The 14,949-nt window shown below is 65.9% G+C and carries 15 protein-coding genes; 6 read left to right on the top strand and 9 right to left on the bottom strand.

From position 1 onward, the window contains the following. Positions 1–152: 152 nt before the first annotated feature. A complete protein-coding gene (locus tag AABB87_RS10280; RefSeq protein ID WP_341971147.1) occupies positions 153–1,097 on the top strand; it encodes a DMT family transporter in 945 nt (314 codons plus the stop codon). Positions 1,098–1,132: 35 nt separating this feature from the next. Here AABB87_RS10280 and AABB87_RS10285 read toward each other — a convergent pair whose 3' ends face one another. Together AABB87_RS10285 and AABB87_RS10290 are read right to left on the bottom strand one after the other, a co-directional pair. Continuing rightward, positions 1,133–2,359 carry a hypothetical protein gene (locus tag AABB87_RS10285; RefSeq protein ID WP_341971148.1) on the bottom strand — a complete coding sequence of 409 codons (1,227 nt, stop codon included), beginning with the start codon at positions 2,357–2,359 and terminating at the stop codon, positions 1,133–1,135. Next, a complete protein-coding gene (locus tag AABB87_RS10290) occupies positions 2,356–3,642 on the bottom strand; it encodes a D-amino acid dehydrogenase (protein ID WP_341971150.1) in 1,287 nt (428 codons plus the stop codon). The genes AABB87_RS10285 and AABB87_RS10290 overlap by 4 nt, the downstream gene beginning before the upstream one ends. A 189-nt stretch (positions 3,643–3,831) precedes the next feature. Between AABB87_RS10290 and AABB87_RS10295 the strand changes: the two genes are divergently transcribed. After that, positions 3,832–4,200, top strand: coding sequence for an ankyrin repeat domain-containing protein (locus tag AABB87_RS10295; RefSeq protein ID WP_341971151.1), 369 nt, complete (start codon positions 3,832–3,834; stop codon positions 4,198–4,200). 15 nt (positions 4,201–4,215) lie between these two features. Here AABB87_RS10295 and AABB87_RS10300 read toward each other — a convergent pair whose 3' ends face one another. The 3 genes from AABB87_RS10300 to queA form a co-directional block, all read right to left on the bottom strand. Continuing rightward, complete coding sequence (locus AABB87_RS10300) at positions 4,216–5,097, bottom strand: alpha/beta hydrolase (protein WP_341971152.1); 882 nt, start codon at positions 5,095–5,097, stop codon at positions 4,216–4,218. Positions 5,098–5,190: 93 nt separating this feature from the next. Next, the gene (locus tag AABB87_RS10305; RefSeq protein WP_341971153.1) at positions 5,191–6,378 is read right to left on the bottom strand and encodes an amino acid aminotransferase; all 1,188 of its coding nucleotides are present in this window, start codon (positions 6,376–6,378) and stop codon (positions 5,191–5,193) included. Between the two features lie 35 nt (positions 6,379–6,413). Then, positions 6,414–7,457, bottom strand: a complete 1,044-nt coding sequence (queA, locus tag AABB87_RS10310; protein ID WP_058721493.1) for a tRNA preQ1(34) S-adenosylmethionine ribosyltransferase-isomerase QueA — start codon at positions 7,455–7,457, stop codon at positions 6,414–6,416. 167 nt (positions 7,458–7,624) lie between these two features. On the opposite strand from queA, the gene AABB87_RS10315 reads away from it, so the two are divergent. Both AABB87_RS10315 and AABB87_RS10320 read left to right on the top strand, forming a co-directional pair. Beyond that, positions 7,625–8,023 carry a TraR/DksA family transcriptional regulator gene (locus tag AABB87_RS10315; protein ID WP_341971154.1) on the top strand — a complete coding sequence of 133 codons (399 nt, stop codon included), beginning with the start codon at positions 7,625–7,627 and terminating at the stop codon, positions 8,021–8,023. A 108-nt stretch (positions 8,024–8,131) separates the two neighbouring features. Continuing rightward, positions 8,132–8,512: a hypothetical protein gene (locus tag AABB87_RS10320; RefSeq protein WP_058721491.1), complete on the top strand. Its 381-nt coding sequence runs from the start codon at positions 8,132–8,134 to the stop codon at positions 8,510–8,512. A 50-nt stretch (positions 8,513–8,562) separates the two neighbouring features. On the opposite strand, the gene AABB87_RS10325 is transcribed toward AABB87_RS10320, so the two are convergent. Continuing rightward, positions 8,563–9,438: an alpha/beta hydrolase gene (locus AABB87_RS10325; RefSeq protein ID WP_341971155.1), complete on the bottom strand. Its 876-nt coding sequence runs from the start codon at positions 9,436–9,438 to the stop codon at positions 8,563–8,565. Between the two features lie 139 nt (positions 9,439–9,577). Between AABB87_RS10325 and AABB87_RS10330 the strand changes: the two genes are divergently transcribed. Both AABB87_RS10330 and recG read left to right on the top strand, forming a co-directional pair. After that, complete coding sequence (locus AABB87_RS10330) at positions 9,578–10,066, top strand: hypothetical protein (RefSeq protein ID WP_058721489.1); 489 nt, start codon at positions 9,578–9,580, stop codon at positions 10,064–10,066. A gap of 48 nt (positions 10,067–10,114) precedes the next feature. After that, positions 10,115–12,178 (top strand): ATP-dependent DNA helicase RecG, encoded by a 2,064-nt coding sequence (gene recG, locus AABB87_RS10335; RefSeq protein ID WP_341971156.1) that lies wholly within the window; start codon positions 10,115–10,117, stop codon positions 12,176–12,178. A gap of 33 nt (positions 12,179–12,211) precedes the next feature. Here recG and sodC read toward each other — a convergent pair whose 3' ends face one another. The 3 genes from sodC to AABB87_RS10350 form a co-directional block, all read right to left on the bottom strand. Further along, on the bottom strand, positions 12,212–12,772 hold the full coding sequence (gene sodC / locus AABB87_RS10340; protein ID WP_341971157.1) for a superoxide dismutase [Cu-Zn] SodC: 561 nt from the start codon (positions 12,770–12,772) through the stop codon (positions 12,212–12,214). A gap of 86 nt (positions 12,773–12,858) precedes the next feature. Next, positions 12,859–14,250: a prephenate-dependent tRNA uridine(34) hydroxylase TrhP gene (trhP, locus tag AABB87_RS10345; RefSeq protein ID WP_445944858.1), complete on the bottom strand. Its 1,392-nt coding sequence runs from the start codon at positions 14,248–14,250 to the stop codon at positions 12,859–12,861. A gap of 75 nt (positions 14,251–14,325) precedes the next feature. Next, positions 14,326–14,949 carry an ABC transporter ATP-binding protein gene (locus AABB87_RS10350; RefSeq protein WP_341971158.1) on the bottom strand — a complete coding sequence of 208 codons (624 nt, stop codon included), beginning with the start codon at positions 14,947–14,949 and terminating at the stop codon, positions 14,326–14,328.

Genomic DNA, 14,949 nt, shown 5'->3' on the forward strand with positions numbered 1-14,949 from the left:
CGAATTCCACCTCTTTCAAGTCAACCGAGTGCTGATTACGCGGCAAATCAGCCCGGCCGTGGCCAGAAAATTCTGCCTGCCTCTCCCCCTGCCAGCGGCGCTGCTGCCGCCGCGCTTGCGCCTTTTTGCTCTCGCCTCGCCTCCTGCTGTCCATGTCCTCCCCCACTCTGTCGCCCAGCGCCACCTTGGCTTCCGCCGCCACCACCCAGCCACAAGACGAGCAGGGCAAGCAAACGCAATGGCTAGGCTGGGCCGCCCTGGCGCTGACCCTGTGCATCTGGGCCGCTTTTTTCATCTCGCTGCGCGCCGGCGCGCGCGCCGCCTTGCCGCCGGTGGAGTTGGCCCTGCTGCGCTTCGGCCCCGCCGGCCTGCTGCTGGCGCCGCTGCTGTGGACGCGCCGCGCCCGCTTTGCCGCCGTGCCGGCCCGCTTGCTGCTGCTGGTGGTGGCCGGCGCCGGCCTGCCTTACTTTCTGATTGCCGGCTGGGGCATGCGCCATGCGCCGGTGGCCGATGGCGCCACCCTGATTCCCGGCACCTTGCCGCTGTTCACCGCCTTGCTGGCCGCCGCATTGCATGGCCGCTCGGCCCTGCGGCGTTGGCCGGCCCTGTTGTGCATTGCCGCCGGCGTGGCCACTTTGCTGGCTTTGCGCGCTGGGCAAGCCGACCTAGCCCAGGGCTACAGCCTGTTCTTGCTGGGCAGCCTGATGTGGTCGGCCTACACCCTGGCGCTGCGCCAGGCCAAGCTGGCGCCAATTGAGGCGGCCGCCCTGATCTCCGGCGTGTCACTGATCCTGCTGCTGCCCCTGCTGGGTTGGCATGCCTTGCAGCAGCCGCTGGCCCTGCCCCAGCTGCCCGCCAGCCAACTCTATTTACAACTGGCGATTCAAGGCCTGGGCGTGGGCCTGCTGTCCACGCTGGGCTACAGCATGGCCGTCAGCCGCTTGGGTGCGGAACGCAGCGCCACCGCCGGCGCCCTGACCCCCGTGCTGGCCACGCTGATGGCCATGCCCTTGTTCGGCGAGCAGCCCGATGGCGGCACCTTGCTGGGCATGGCACTGATCGCCGCCGGTGTGCTGTGGAGCCAGCGCCAGCGCTGACCATGCCGCCCCCCGGGGCTTGAGAGTGCGGCCGCTCAGGCCTCCAGCCAGCCCCGCATCACCGCATCCACCGCCGCCCCCAAAGCCGGCAGGCGCCAGGTGGTAGCCAAGCGCGCCTCGGGCGCGTAGCGGCTGCCCAAATTGCTGGTCATGGCGATCAGGTAGCGGCGCGTTGCCGGGGCCAGGCCCATGACGATGCCGGCGTTGGCGCTGTAGTTCTGGGTATTGCCGGTCTTGTGCGCGAACAGCAATTCCGGCTGGCTCGTGGCCGGCCGCAGGTCGCCGGGGAAGTCAGTGCCCGCTACGCGGGCCGTGCCGTCGGCGCGCACCCAGCGGGCGGGCAGGCGCGCGGGCAGGCCGGGCACCCAGGCGGGCAGGCCCATCAGCAAGCCGCTGGACAAGATTTCGTGCAGGCCTTGCTCGCGCAGACAGTGCAGGATCTGGCAGCGGCTGTAGTCACTCAGGCGCGGCGCATCGGCACCCAGCCAGGGGGCGGGCGGCGCCTGCGGGTCCAGCCACCAGAGCAGGCGCACGGTGTCCCAGGCGGTCATCTGGCAATGGCCCACGCCAGATCCGGCGGCATTGCCCCAGCCGCCGTCGGCGCGGGTATTGGCCAGGCGCAAGCTGCTCAGGCCCAAGGTTTCAAACCAGCGGTGTAACTCGTTATGTGTTTCCAAGCCGGCATGGCGGCGGATCACGCCCACCGCATGCAGATGGGCCACCAGGGCCGAGGTGGCCTCATTGCTGCTGCTGGCCGTCATGTCAAACGCCCAGTCCGCCATGCTGCGGCGCTGGCCGGCATAGCTGACGGTGCTCTCCCAGGTGCTACGGCCCAAGTCCACCAGCAAGCCCATGCCCACCAACACCATCAGCTTGAGCAGCGAGGCCGGATAGGGCGCGACAAAGCGCTGCGCCCCCCGGCCACTGAGCGCACGCCAGTTCATTTGCGACCAATCCGCACCGGGCAGCCAGGCGATGGAATTGCCCTGGGCGTCCTGGCAATCCGCCAAGTAACTGATATTGCTGACGGCACCGGCGCCCGGCGCAATCTCGGCCACCAGGCCTTGCGGGTGCTCGCGCGAGAACAGCACATTGGCAAACACCGGCGCGGCGCCACGGGGGAATGCGACCACGGCCAGGTCGATATTGGGGTGCAGGCCCAGGGGCGCACCGCCCTGCAAGCTATCGGGCGTTTGCTCAAAGGCTTGGGCGCGCACCGCGGCCAGCAGCGCGCTCGCTAGGTCAGCGTGGGTAAAGCTCATGGGCTCGCCCAAGCCAGTTGGAAACCATCCAGCGGCACCGGGCTGGCGCGGCCCGCAACCAAATCGGCCACGATATTGGCCGTGCCGAAAGAGAAGGTGAAGCCGAGTGCGCCATGGCCGACATTGAGCCACAGATTGCGCAGCGGTGTTTCCCCCAGAATGGGGGCGCCACTGGGCGTGGCCGGGCGCAAGCCTGCCCAGGCGCTGGCCTGGGTGTAATCGGCCGAGCGCGGGAACATGGCTTGCACATGGCCGCGCAGCGAGGCCAAGCGGCGCGGGTCCAAGCTGGTGTCATCGCCCACCATGTCCACCATGGCGGCCACGCGCATCTGCGCGCCGATGCGGGCGTAGACCACTTTCTTCTCAAAGTCGGTGACGCTGATTTCGGGCGCTAGGTGTTCGGCGGCGATGGGCGCCGTCAGGCTGTAACCCTTGAGCGGATAGAGCGGCAGCCGCAGGCCCAGGCTCTGCGCCAGGCTGCGGCTTTGCAAGCCGGCGGCGAGCACAAAGTCATCCGCCGCCAACTCACCCTGCGTCATCCGCACGGCGGCGACGCGCCCGCCCGCACCGGGCGTGAAGCCCTGCACTTCGCCTTGGACAAGGCCGCGGAAATTGGGATGGCGCTGCAGGCTGGCGGCCAGGTGGGTGCAAAAGGCATGGCAGTCCGCCACCGCTTCGCCCGGGGTGAAGATGCCGCCCGCCAGCTGCACGCTGCTGGCGGCCAGGGCCGGTTCCAGCTGCAAGCAGGCTGCCGCATCCAAGGCCTGCTCGGCGCCAGCCGGCTGGGCTTGCAGGCGCTGGCGCACCCGCTTGAACTCGGCGGCATGGCGGTACAGCACCAGCTTGCCGGGGCTGCGCAATTGCAGGGCTGGAGCGCTGAGATTCGCATCGGCATGCAGCTGCGCAAACGCGGCCTGGCTATAGGCGCCCAGCGCCAGCAACCGGGTGGTCATCTGCTGGTTCACCGGCGCGCGGCAGGCACGCAGAAACTGCGCCATCCAGCGCCATTGCTGCAGCGAGGTCAAATCGGGCTTGAAGCGCAGCGGGCCGTCCGGGTCCAGCAGCCAGCGCAGCGCCTTCATGGGCACACCGGCATCGGCCAGGGGCGACACATAGCGGTAGCTGAGCTGCCCGCCATTGGCGAAACTGGCGCCCTGGCCGACCTGGGCTTCGCGCTCGACCAAGGTGACGGCAAAGCCGCGCTCGGCCAAGGCCCAGGCGCTGGTCAGGCCCACCACTCCGGCGCCGATCACCACGCAATGCTTTTTCTGTCGTCCGCTCATTCGTCCTTCGGCCTGCCACTGGGAAAACAAGCCGCCAGCTTAGTGAAGGGCCGCCCGGCTGACCAATGAAAGCGCGGGCGCAAGCCATAACTTGACCGCATGTGTGACAGCGCAGCAAGCCCCTCAGCGGGCCAAGACGCAAACCCATATAGTGCGTAGCCAAGCGCAGACAAAAAAGTGGAGGCACTGATGGCAGGTGGCAACTGGAAAGAGATGTACATCGCCGGCTGTGAGGGCGACTTGGAACTCGTCAAATACCATGTCAAGCAAGGCGTGGATGTCAATTACGCCCACCCGGAGTTCCTCTCCACGCCGCTGGTCGCCTGCGCCTTGGCGGGCCAGGAGGAAATCGCCCTGTACCTATTGGACTCAGGCGCTAATCCGCATCTGCCTTCCGAGTTTGACGAACTCACGCCAATTCAAGCCGCCCGCAAGGCCAAGTTGGTCGGGCTAGAGGCCAGGCTAATGCAGCTCGGCGCGATGGCAGAAGCATCGCCGGGCGTCGGCCGCGATCAGCGCGGCTGGTTCAGCCGCCTGTTTGCGCGCGATAGCGCCTGAGCCTGCGAGCGGGCCTCAGCCCAAGCCGCGCACAAACGCCAGAATCTCTGCCGCCATACGCGGCGTGGCTAGCGGCGCGTCGATATCACCGGCCAGCACATGCTGGCCCGGGCTTTCGCTGTAGTTCACCTCGATCAGTTGCTTGGGCTGGCTGCCGAAGCGCTCGAAGGCAGCCAGCAAGGCCGGCACATGGATGACGGTGTCGCGCGACGAGTACAGCATCAGCAAGGGCGCAGTGACCTTGTCCAGTCGGCTGGCGCGCACCTGGGCCACCAAGGTCATCATGGGGAACAGGGCGCTGGTGGGGTGGCGGCTGGTCCAGAAGCGTTGACGGGCTTCGCTGCTGGCGGGCTCACCCATCATGCGGCCATGCACCTGGCGCGCCAGCCAGCGGCCCAGGCGCCAATTCAGCAGGGCAGAGAACGGGTCTTTGGGCCGGAAGTTGGGCGACACCATCACCCAGGCATCGACCGCCTTGGTTTTCAGCGCGGCCCAGGCGGCCAGGGTGGCACCGGTGGAACAGCCGATCACCAAGACCCGCTCGCCCAACAAGCTGCCGATGGCCAGGGCCTCGCGCACATCGGCCTTCCATTGCTTGAGGCGCATGCCTTCCATGGCCAGCTCGGGTCGGCCGTGGCCGGCCAGGCGGGTGTAGAAGACATGACCAGCCAGGCCGGCCGCCACCTGTTCGGCCAGCGGCGCCATTTCCTGGCGGGTGGCCGTGAAGCCGTGCAGATAGACCACCGCCCAAGGTGCGCGCTGCTGACCTCCTGCGCCCCAAATGATGGTTTTTTCGGTGCCGGGACGAACATCACCCCAGCGCGCTTCGCTGGCGGCCAGAAAGCCATCCAGCTGATCCAGCCGACTCGGCAATGGCGGCCTGGTGCCCGTGTTCACACGAGCCGCCAGGCCGGCTGAAGGCCAACAACCCTGGGCAGGGCGGGCTTCAAGCGCTAAAGGTCACGGTGCAGGCTGGTTGCTTAGCGCAACTCAGCTCAGCACCGCGGCCATGGCGGCGGCCGTGGCTTCGACGTTCTTGTTGTTCAAGCCGGCGATGCACATGCGGCCCGAGCGCAGGATGTAAACGCCGAACTCGTCCTTCAGGCGGTCCACCTGCTCGGCACTCAGGCCGGTGTAGCTGAACATGCCGCGCTGGGTCAGGAAGTAGTCGAAGTTACGGCCCGGCAGCTTGGCCGTCAGCACTTCGTACAAGGCATTGCGCATGGCGTGGATGCGGTCGCGCATCTCGGTCACTTCGCCTTCCCACAGGCTGCGCAGGGCCGGGTCGGTCAGCACGCGAGCAACGATCTGGCCGCCGTGCATGGGCGGGTTGGAGTAGTTGCGGCGGATCAGGAACTTCAGCTGGCCCAGCACATTGACGGCCTGGGCGGCGTTGGGGCAAACCACGCTCAGCGCGCCGCAACGCTCGCCATACAAGCTCATGCTCTTGGAGAAGCTGTTGGCGACGAAGAAGCTCAGGCCCGCATCGGCCATGGCGCGAATGGCGAAAGCGTCTTCCTCGATGCCCTCACCGTAGCCCTGGTAGGCCAGGTCCAGGAAGGGCAGCAACTCACGCGCCTTCAGCACCGGGATCAGCTCATCCCACTGCGAGGGCGTCAGGTCCACACCGGTCGGGTTATGACAGCAGGCATGCAGCAGCACCACGCTCTTGGCCGGCAGGGCCTCGACGGCGGCCAGCAGATCGGCAAAGCGCACACCACCGCTGGCGGGGTCGTAGTAGGGATAGGTCTTGACCTCGATGCCAGCACCTTCGAAGACGGCGCGATGGTTGTCCCAGGTCGGGTCGGAGACGTAGATGGCGCTGTCGGGGAAGTAGCGGTGGATGAAATCCGCGCCCACCTTCAGGCCGCCGCTGGAGCCCACGCTCTGGATGGTGACGGTGCGTTCACGCACCGGATTGGCTTCGCCGAACAGCAGGGCTTGCACCGCGCTGCGGAAATTGGCGGCGCCTTCCATCGGCAGATAGGGGCGCGCACCAGCCTCGGCCACCACGGCCAGTTCGGCCTTGCGAACCGAGTCCAGCATGGGGATGCGGCCGTCATCGTCGAAATAAATGCCGATGGACAGATTGATCTTGCCCTGGCGAGGATCTTTCTGAAACGCCTCGTTGAGGCTCAGGATCGGGTCACCGGCATAAGGTTCGACGTGATGAAACATGGCTTGGTCTCCAAAACGAAATTTGCGTTTGATTATCAGCCAGCGCGCTGCAGCAGCATGGCGTCGCCATAGCTGAAGAAGCGGTACTGATGGGCAATGGCATGGCGGTACAGCGCCATGATGGGCTCATAGCCGGCAAAAGCGCTGACCAACATCATCAAAGTGCTCTTGGGCAGGTGGAAGTTGGTGACCAGGGTGTCGACCACGCGGAACTGGAAGCCGGGGGTGATGAAGATGGCGGTTTCACGCGCGCCGGCTTGCAGCTCACCGCCCTGGGCGGCGGACTCCAGCGCGCGCAAGGTGGTTGTGCCCACCGCCACCACACGGCCACCGCGGGCCTTGCAGGCGGCGATGGCAGCCACCGTCTCGGCGCTGACCTCGAACCATTCGCTGTGCATTTTGTGGTCGCTGAGCTGCTCCACCCGCACCGGCTGGAAAGTGCCCGCGCCCACATGCAAGGTCACATGCGCCGTGCCCACGCCGCGCTCTGCCAAGCGGGCCAGCAAGGCCTCGTCGAAATGCAGGGCGGCCGTGGGCGCGGCCACCGCGCCAGGCTCTTTGGCGAACACGGTTTGATAACGCCGTACATCGTCGGCCTCATCGGCATGTTCGATATAGGGCGGCAGCGGCACATGGCCGTGTTGCTCCAGCAGCGCGAAGGGGTCGCTGGGGAAGCGCAGATGGAACATGCCGTTGTCGGGTCCGCAGCGGCCCAGCACTTCGGCGTCAAAGGCCTCGTTGAAGCGCACCCAGCTACCCGGTTTGGGCGACTTGCTGGCGCGCAGATGGGCCCAAACCTCATTGGTTCCGGCAATCACCCGCTCGATCAGGCCTTCGACGCTGCCGCCGGTGGCCTTCTGGCCATAAATCCTGGCCTTGATGACACGGGTATTGTTGAACACCAGCAGGTCGCCGGGGGCGAGCAAGTCGGGCAATTCCCGAAAGATGCGATCCACCGCAGTGGCATGGCGTCCATCCAGCAAGCGCGAGGCGCTGCGCTCGGCGGCGGGGTGTTGGGCGATCAGCTCCGGGGGGAGTTCGAAGTCGAAGTCACTGACGCTGTGTTGACGAGCAGACATTGTGTGTTGAGGGCCGGACGGACCCGTACCAAGCAAAGAAAGAACGCGGATTTTCCCATGCCGCACGCCGGGCATCGGCAAGCACTGGGCGAGCAGCAAAAGTTGACGCCGATCAAGGTGGCCGCAGCCGCCCGGTGCGAGCATGAGTTCCAAGGAGATCACAGCTTATGAGCAAACACCATCTCACCTCGGGGCAACAAGCCCTGCTGGAAGCCGCCCTGAAACTGCGCCAGCAATCCCTGGAGCAGGAGTTGAGCAACCAACTCGGCACGCAGGGCCGCGTGGAACATGCCCGCGAAGAATTGCTGCAAGTCGTGGACGGCGAGCAAGCCCACCAAGCCGACCGCGAGGTCGATCTGGCCCGCAGCGACCAGGCCCTCGAATCCCTGCGTCAGGTCAACGAGGCACTGCAGCGGGTGCACGACCCCGAATTCGGCCTGTGCGGCGATTGCGGCGCCGCCATCGCTTTTGACCGCCTCAAGCTCAACCCGGCCGTGCTGCGCTGCATCGACTGCCAGTCCAAGCAAGAGCAAAGCCACGGTGCGCTGCGCTCGCACAGCTTGTGAGTTTGAAGCGCCAGCTACTTGAGCGCTGGCGCGGCAACAGCAGGCGAGGTCATCAGCCCCTCTTTCAACGCTTTACCTATCAACTCAACCCATAAAGGCATTCGCGCTATGAGCACTTTTCACGCCGTCGTTTGGCTCGATCACCAACAAGCCAAGGTCTTGCAGTTCGACACCGAGCATGTGCAGGCCGAGAAGATCAAGGCACATTCCCACCACACCAAGCAGCGCGGCAGCGCGGTGCGCACCGAGCATGAATTCTTCGGTGAAGTGGTGGATGCACTGAACGGCATCACCGAAGTCTTGGTGGTCGGTTCCAGCACCGCCCAGGCCGACTTCAAGCACTATGTTGAAAAGCACCGCCCGCAAGCCGGCAAGGCCATCGTGGCCTATGAAACCGTGGATCACCCGACCGAGAACCAATTGCTGGCCTTTGCCCGCCAGTACTTCCTGAAGTACGACCGCATGGCCGGCGTGCCCACCCCGACCTGAGCACCGTGCGCTGAGGCGGCGCCTGCCGCCTCGCCCTCGCTCTGCAAGGTTCAGGGCGAAGTCAGCCCACTCATGGCACTGCGCATGGCTTCCCGGTAAATGCCGGAGGCCTCGCGGTGCAAACCGCTGTGTGAGCCGCCGGCAATCTCCACCCAGCGCACCGGCGCCTTCCCCGCGGCTTCGGCCGTATTGCGCAGGCGCCGGCCCAGTTGCACCGGCACGGTCTTATCAGCGCTGCCATGCAGCATCCAGATGGGCGCATCGATTTTGCCGATTCGCCCCGCCGAGTTGAAGTCTAGCGTGGTGATGGCGGCAGCCACTTCGCCGATATTGCCGACCTCGCGCGCCACATCGGGCAGGCTGGTGAAGGTGGATTCCAAAATCAGCGCACCGTAATCCTGACCGTGGTGCAAACCGCTGGCCAGACGCACCGCTGCTGCGCCCCCCATGGAGTGGCCAAAGATCACCCGCTTGCGCGCATCGGGTTGCCGGCGCTGCAGTTCGGCAAACGCTTGAGCCGCATCCGCCGCAATCGTCGCTTCCGAGGGAATGATGGCCGCGCTATCTCCCCAGCCGCGATAGTCCACCGCCAGGATGGCAAAGCCGGCCGCCCGCAGCGCTTCGATCTTGGGCAGGTTCTCAAAGAGATTGCGCAGCGTGCCGTGCAGATAGAGCAGCGTCGGCGCCTCCGGCTTGCCCACTTGCGGCAACCACCACAGCGCCAGCATCTGCTGCGGATCGCTGGCCGCTGGAACTAACCAGCGCTGGTCGCCCGGGCGCAGGCCCGCGCCGTCTTCGGCAAAGGCCGCCGGGCGGCCTGGCGAGGGGCGCAGGGCCAACTCGCGCTGTTTGGCATCCCACCAGGCGCAGCCGCTCAGCGCGGACACCGCCATGGCCAGGGTCAGGCCGCGTGCAAGCCCTGTCACAGGCCTTGCGATTCCCGCCGCCATAATGCGCGCCATGAAATTGCCTTTGTCGTCCATATCTATGCGGGTGTCCTCAACATCAAATAGTCCCCGAGTCGCCGCAGCGGCCTTGTGCGCCGTTTTTGCACTGGGCTCGGGAATGGCGGCTCACGCCGCTGATGATGCCAGCGATTCCAGCGCCAGCGGCTACAGCTTTGGCGGCCGCTTCACTGGCCCCTCGCATTGGCGCTTCGCGGGCTCGCCCTACACCTTGCATTTCCACCCCAGCCCCGAGCATCGCCATGTTTGGGCCGTGGGCGTCGAGAAGCAATGGGACGCCACCGACTGGCTGGCCGGTGCCTCCTACTTCAGCAATTCCTTCGGTCAGGACAGCGCCTACGTCTACGTCGGCAAGCGCTACCCCGGCCTGTGGGGCTGGACTTCGAACGAGTACTTCGCGCAATGGTCCGCCGGCGTGCTGTGGGGGTACCGCGGCGAATACAAGAACAAAGTGCCCTTCAACTACCGTGGCATCTCGCCCGGCTTGTTGTTCTCGCTGGGCTGGCAGTTCACACCCAAGGACGCGCTGACCGTGCACGCCCTGGGTGATGCCGGCCTGATGCTGCAGTATTCGCGCGAGTTCCGCTGACGCTTAAGCTTGAGCGCTAAGGGCTCAGCACACGGCAGAATGGCGCCGATGTCAGAAGCCGCCAGCACCAGCAAAGCCAGCTCCACGCCCAAATCTGCCCCGCAGAAGGCGATGGAGAAATTGGGCCTGCTGCGCGATATCGACCTGGCCCTGCACCTGCCGCTGCGCTACGAGGACGAAACCCGCGTCACCCCGATTGCCGAGGCCTTCGAGGGCGACAATGTGCAATGCGAGGGCGAGGTGAGCGAATGCCGCATCGACCTGCGTGGCCGCCGCGTCTTGCTGGTGCGCATCGAGGACGATAGCGGCCAGCAACTGCTGCTGCGCTTCATCCACTTCTATCCCTCGCATCAAAAGACACTGGCGGTCGGCAACCGCGTGCGAGTGCGCGGCGAGGTGCGCCACGGCTTCTTCGGCCGCGAGATGGTGCACCCCCAGTTCAAGGCCGTGCAGGCCGACACGCCGCTGGCCGCCGCACTCACCCCCGTCTACCCGGCAAGCGCCAGCCTGCCGCAAGCCTATTTGCGCAAGGCCGTGGCGGCCGGTTTGCAGCGCGCCGATCTGCGTGAGTTGCTGCCCGCCGGTGTGGTGCCGGCCAAGCTGCCGACGCTGCGCGAGGCGCTGAACTTCCTGCATCACCCGACGCCGCAAACCCCGCTGGCCACGCTGGAAGACCACAGCCACCCGGCCTGGCAGCGCCTGAAGTTCGAGGAGTTGCTGGCCCAGCAGCTCAGCCAGATGCAGGCCCAGCGCGAACGCGCCCTGCTGCACGCCCCGGCCCTGCGCGCCAAGCCCGGCGGCCTGGTAGAGCAGTTGCTGGCCGCCCTGCCCTTTGGTCTGACCGGCGCGCAGCAACGCGTCAGCGAAGAAATTGCGCAAGACCTGGCCCTGCCCCAGCCCATGCACCGCCTGCTGCAAGGCGATGTGGGCTCGGGCAAGACCGTGGTCGCCGCACTCGCGGCGGCCGTGGCCATCGACGCCGGTTGGCAATGCGCGCTGATGGCACCGACCGAAATCCTGGCCGAGCAGCATTTCAAAAAGCTGCTGGGCTGGCTGGAGCCGCTGGGCCTCAAAGTGGCCTGGCTAACCGGCAGCGTCAAGGGCAAGGCACGCCAGAAGATGCTGGACGCCGCCGCTGACGGCTCGGCCCAGCTGGTCATCGGCACCCATGCGGTGATCGAAGACAAGGTCAAGTTCGCCAAGCTGGGCTTGGCCATCATCGACGAGCAGCACCGCTTCGGCGTGGCGCAGCGGCTGGCGCTACGCAAGAAGCTGGCCTCAATGGATCTGGAGCCGCATCTGCTGATGATGAGCGCCACGCCTATCCCGCGCACCCTGGCCATGACCTATTTCGCCGACCTGGCGGTCAGCACGATTGACGAGCTACCGCCCGGCCGCAGCCCCATCGTCACCAAGGTGTTTGCTGACGCCAAGCGCTGGAATGTGATCGAGAAGATTCAGGAAGAAGTGGCGCGCGGCGCCCAGGTCTACTGGGTCTGCCCGCTGATCGAAGAGTCCGAGGCCATGGACCTCAGCAATGCCACCGAAACCCATGCGGAGCTGAGCGCGGCGCTCGAAGGCTTCAGCGTCGGCCTGCTGCATGGCCGCATGGCGCCGGCCGAAAAAGCGGCGGTGATGGCGCAATTTTCCGGTGGCGAGATGAAGTTGCTGGTGGCCACCACCGTGATCGAAGTGGGTGTGGACGTGCCCAATGCCAGCCTGATGGTGATCGAACATGCCGAGCGTTTTGGCCTCAGCCAGCTGCACCAGCTGCGCGGCCGCGTCGGGCGTGGTGCCAAGGCCAGTGTGTGCGTGCTGCTCTACACCGGACCCTTGTCGCAAACCGGCAAAGACCGCCTGCGCGCCATGGCTGAAACCAATGACGGCTTCGAGATCGCCCGCCGCGACCTCGACATCCGCGGCCCCGGCGAGTTTATGGGTTCACGCCAGAGCGGCGCCGAGCTGCTGCGCTTTGCCGATTTGCAGGAAGACTCGGTGCTGCTGCAAACCGCCCGGCGCCTGGCGCCTGTATTACTGGATCAACAGCCCGAGGTGGCCGCCAAGCAGGTGATGCGCTGGCTCGGCGGCAAGGCGGAGTTTTTGAAGGCCTGAGGTCTCGTGAACTGAGCGCCGCTCAGCGGATCATCAATTCGCGATCACGCCGCAAGCCATGCGCTGCCCGCCGCCGCCCAAAGGCATGGGGTGGTCGGCATGGTTGTCACCACCGGCGTGCACCATCAGGCTGCGGCCCTTGATATCGGCCAGTTTGAGGCGCGGCGCCAGCACGGCATAACTGGCTTTGCCAGCGGCATCCACCACCAAGCCGGGCAAGTCACCCAGATGACCGTCGCCCCAAGGGCTGCCATGCTTCTTGCTGCCCTGCGGGTCGTAATGACCACCTGCGGCCAGGCCGGCGACGGGCTGACCATCTTTCATGGCCGAATCGCAACTGCCGTTTTCGTGGATGTGGAAGCCATGCACGCCGGGCGGCAGGCCTTGCAAATCGGGGGTGAACACCAGGCCGTAGGGCGTCTGGCTGACGGCCACCGTGCCCAGGGACTTGAGCACGCCGGCCGGGTTGACCTGGCTGACGGTGATGCTGAGATCGGCCGGCGCGGCCATCGACTCAGCGGCCTGGGCGCTGGACGCCGCGGCGGCCAAGGCCAGGGCCGAGAAGAACCATGTGTTGGACAGACGCTTGATCATCGGTTTCACCTTCGCTGTAGTCAGGAGAGAGGACCTGCGCACCAATCTAACACCGCAATTCAGTAACGCAAGCTGCAGGGCAAGCTTTAGAGCAAGCGCGCCATCAAAGCCCCTTCGAAGCGCGCTTCCAGCGGCATGCTCACCACCACGCCATTGCCTGCGGCCTCGCTGACCGGTTCGCCCAGCTTGCCGCGCAGCTGGGTCACGTCGACGATCACATTGCCGCTGGGGTGGATGATTTCCAGGCGGTCGCCCACTTCGAAGCGGTTCTTCACCTCGATATCGGCCCAGCCCTGGGCATCCACGCTGCGCACTTCGCCGACGAACTGGCTGCGCCGTGCCTTGGAATGGCCGTCCAGATAGTTCTGCGTGTCCTGGCTGCGGTGGCGCTGATAAAAGCCCGAGGTGTAGCCGCGGTTGGACAGGCCGTCCAGCTCGGCCAGCAAGCTGGGGTCAAAAGCGCGGCCGGCCACCGCGTCGTCGATGGCGCGGCGGTAGACCTGGGCGGCGCGCGAGACGTAGTAGCGACTCTTGGTGCGACCTTCGATCTTGAGCGAGTCCACACCAATTTCCACCAGGCGCTGCACATGCTCAACCGCGCGCAGATCCTTGGAGTTCATGATGTAAGTGCCGTGCTCGTCTTCCATGATGGGCATCAGTTCACCCGGGCGCTGCGACTCCTCGATCAGATAGACCTGATCGGCCGCCGGGTGGCGGCTCGTGCCGCCGGCGGCGGCAAAGCTCTGGTCGGCCAGCTCGGCCGCCTTGCGAAAGTCGAAATTGATCTTCTGCGCCTCTTGCGCCTGGCCGGCCTCGTCCTCGAAGGCATCACCCAGCTTGTAGTCCCAGCGGCAGGCATTGGTGCAAGTGCCCTGATTGGCATCGCGGTGATTGAAATAGCCCGAGAGCAGGCAGCGGCCGGAATAAGCAATGCACAGCGCGCCGTGAACGAAGACTTCCAGCTCGATGTCCGGGCATTCCTGGCGGATCTGCGCCACCTCGTCCAGGCTCAGCTCGCGCGACAAGATGATGCGTTTGAGCCCCAGCTTCTGCCAGAACTTCACGCCCGCGTAGTTGACCGTATTGGCCTGCACCGAGAGGTGCACCGGCAGCTCAGGCCAGCGCTCGCGCACCATCATGATCAGGCCGGGGTCGGCCATGATGAGGGCGTCGGGGGCCATCTCCACCACCGGCGCCATATCGGCCAGATAGTTCTTCAGCTTGCCGTTGTGCGGCAGGATATTGCTGGCGACCAGGAACTTCTTGCCACGCGCATGGGCCTCGGCAATGCCGGTCTTGAGGTTCTCCAGCTTGAAGTCGTTATTGCGCGCGCGCAGGGAATAACGCGGCTGGCCCGCGTACACCGCGTCGGCGCCGAAGTCGAAGGCGGCGCGCATGCGCTCCAGGTCGCCGGCGGGCAGCAGCAATTCGGGTGCGCGCAGGGTGGGCGCTGCGGGGGTGGTGTGGGGCTGATTCATGGCAATGGCCGAGAAGGTGGCAAGCAAAAGGCAAGCAACCCGCTAGGTTATGCGCCAGCGCCGCGCTGCGCCTTGCTACAGGTCAAGACAAGCGCTGGGCGGCACGCCAAGATCCTCGTGGCTGACCACCAGCCAGAGGCGATCGCGGGCCTGCGCCGCCTCAGCCATGCGTGCGCGCAGATAGCTGAGCGACTGCGCATCCAGCGCGTTCAGCGGCTCGTCCAGCAAGAGCAAGGGCGTTTGCAAAGCCAGCGCCGCCGCCAGGGCCGCCTTGTGCTGGGTGCCGGTGGAAAGCTGGCTCAGGGGCTGGTGCAGAAACGGCGTCAGGCCAAAGCCGTCCACATGAGCCTGCCACTGCGACGCATCGGCGTGGGGGTAAAGCCCGGCGAGAAAGGCAAAGCGCTCGGCCGGATTCAGATGCTCAAAGGGTGGCGGCTCGGCGCCCACCCAGCTGACTTGGCGGCGATAGTCTAGCGGCTGCGCCTGCAAGTCCAAGCCTTGCAGGCGCACCGTGCCGTATTGCGGCGTGAGGGCACCGGCCAGCAGCTTCAAGCGGGTTGATTTGCCGGTGCCGTTGGCGCCGCGCAGCCAGCACAGGCCCGGCGCCAGGGTCTGCGTCCACAGGTCCACCACCCTGCGCTGCTGGGTGTATGCAAAGCTGAGCGCATCGCAGTGCAAAAAGTTCGCTTCGAGACTCAT

It is taken from the genome of Roseateles sp. PN1, assembly GCF_038419725.1.
Classification (GTDB): domain Bacteria; phylum Pseudomonadota; class Gammaproteobacteria; order Burkholderiales; family Burkholderiaceae_C; genus Paucibacter_A.

Excerpts from the sequence above, each read along its gene's own strand:
- AABB87_RS10280 (WP_341971147.1), top strand. The coding sequence starts at position 153 with ATGTCCTCCCCCACTCTGTCGCCCAGCGCCACCTTGGCTTCCGCCGCC.
- AABB87_RS10285 (WP_341971148.1), bottom strand. The coding sequence starts at position 2,359 with ATGAGCTTTACCCACGCTGACCTAGCGAGCGCGCTGCTGGCCGCGGTG.
- AABB87_RS10290 (WP_341971150.1), bottom strand. The coding sequence starts at position 3,642 with ATGAGCGGACGACAGAAAAAGCATTGCGTGGTGATCGGCGCCGGAGTG.
- AABB87_RS10295 (WP_341971151.1), top strand. The coding sequence starts at position 3,832 with ATGGCAGGTGGCAACTGGAAAGAGATGTACATCGCCGGCTGTGAGGGC.
- AABB87_RS10305 (WP_341971153.1), bottom strand. The coding sequence starts at position 6,378 with ATGTTTCATCACGTCGAACCTTATGCCGGTGACCCGATCCTGAGCCTC.
- queA (WP_058721493.1), bottom strand. The coding sequence starts at position 7,457 with ATGTCTGCTCGTCAACACAGCGTCAGTGACTTCGACTTCGAACTCCCC.
- AABB87_RS10315 (WP_341971154.1), top strand. The coding sequence starts at position 7,625 with ATGAGCAAACACCATCTCACCTCGGGGCAACAAGCCCTGCTGGAAGCC.
- AABB87_RS10320 (WP_058721491.1), top strand. The coding sequence starts at position 8,132 with ATGAGCACTTTTCACGCCGTCGTTTGGCTCGATCACCAACAAGCCAAG.
- AABB87_RS10330 (WP_058721489.1), top strand. The coding sequence starts at position 9,578 with ATGGCGGCTCACGCCGCTGATGATGCCAGCGATTCCAGCGCCAGCGGC.
- recG (WP_341971156.1), top strand. The coding sequence starts at position 10,115 with ATGTCAGAAGCCGCCAGCACCAGCAAAGCCAGCTCCACGCCCAAATCT.
- sodC (WP_341971157.1), bottom strand. The coding sequence starts at position 12,772 with ATGATCAAGCGTCTGTCCAACACATGGTTCTTCTCGGCCCTGGCCTTG.
- trhP (WP_445944858.1), bottom strand. The coding sequence starts at position 14,250 with ATGAATCAGCCCCACACCACCCCCGCAGCGCCCACCCTGCGCGCACCC.
- AABB87_RS10350 (WP_341971158.1), bottom strand. The coding sequence starts at position 14,949 with ATGAGTCTCGAAGCGAACTTTTTGCACTGCGATGCGCTCAGCTTTGCA.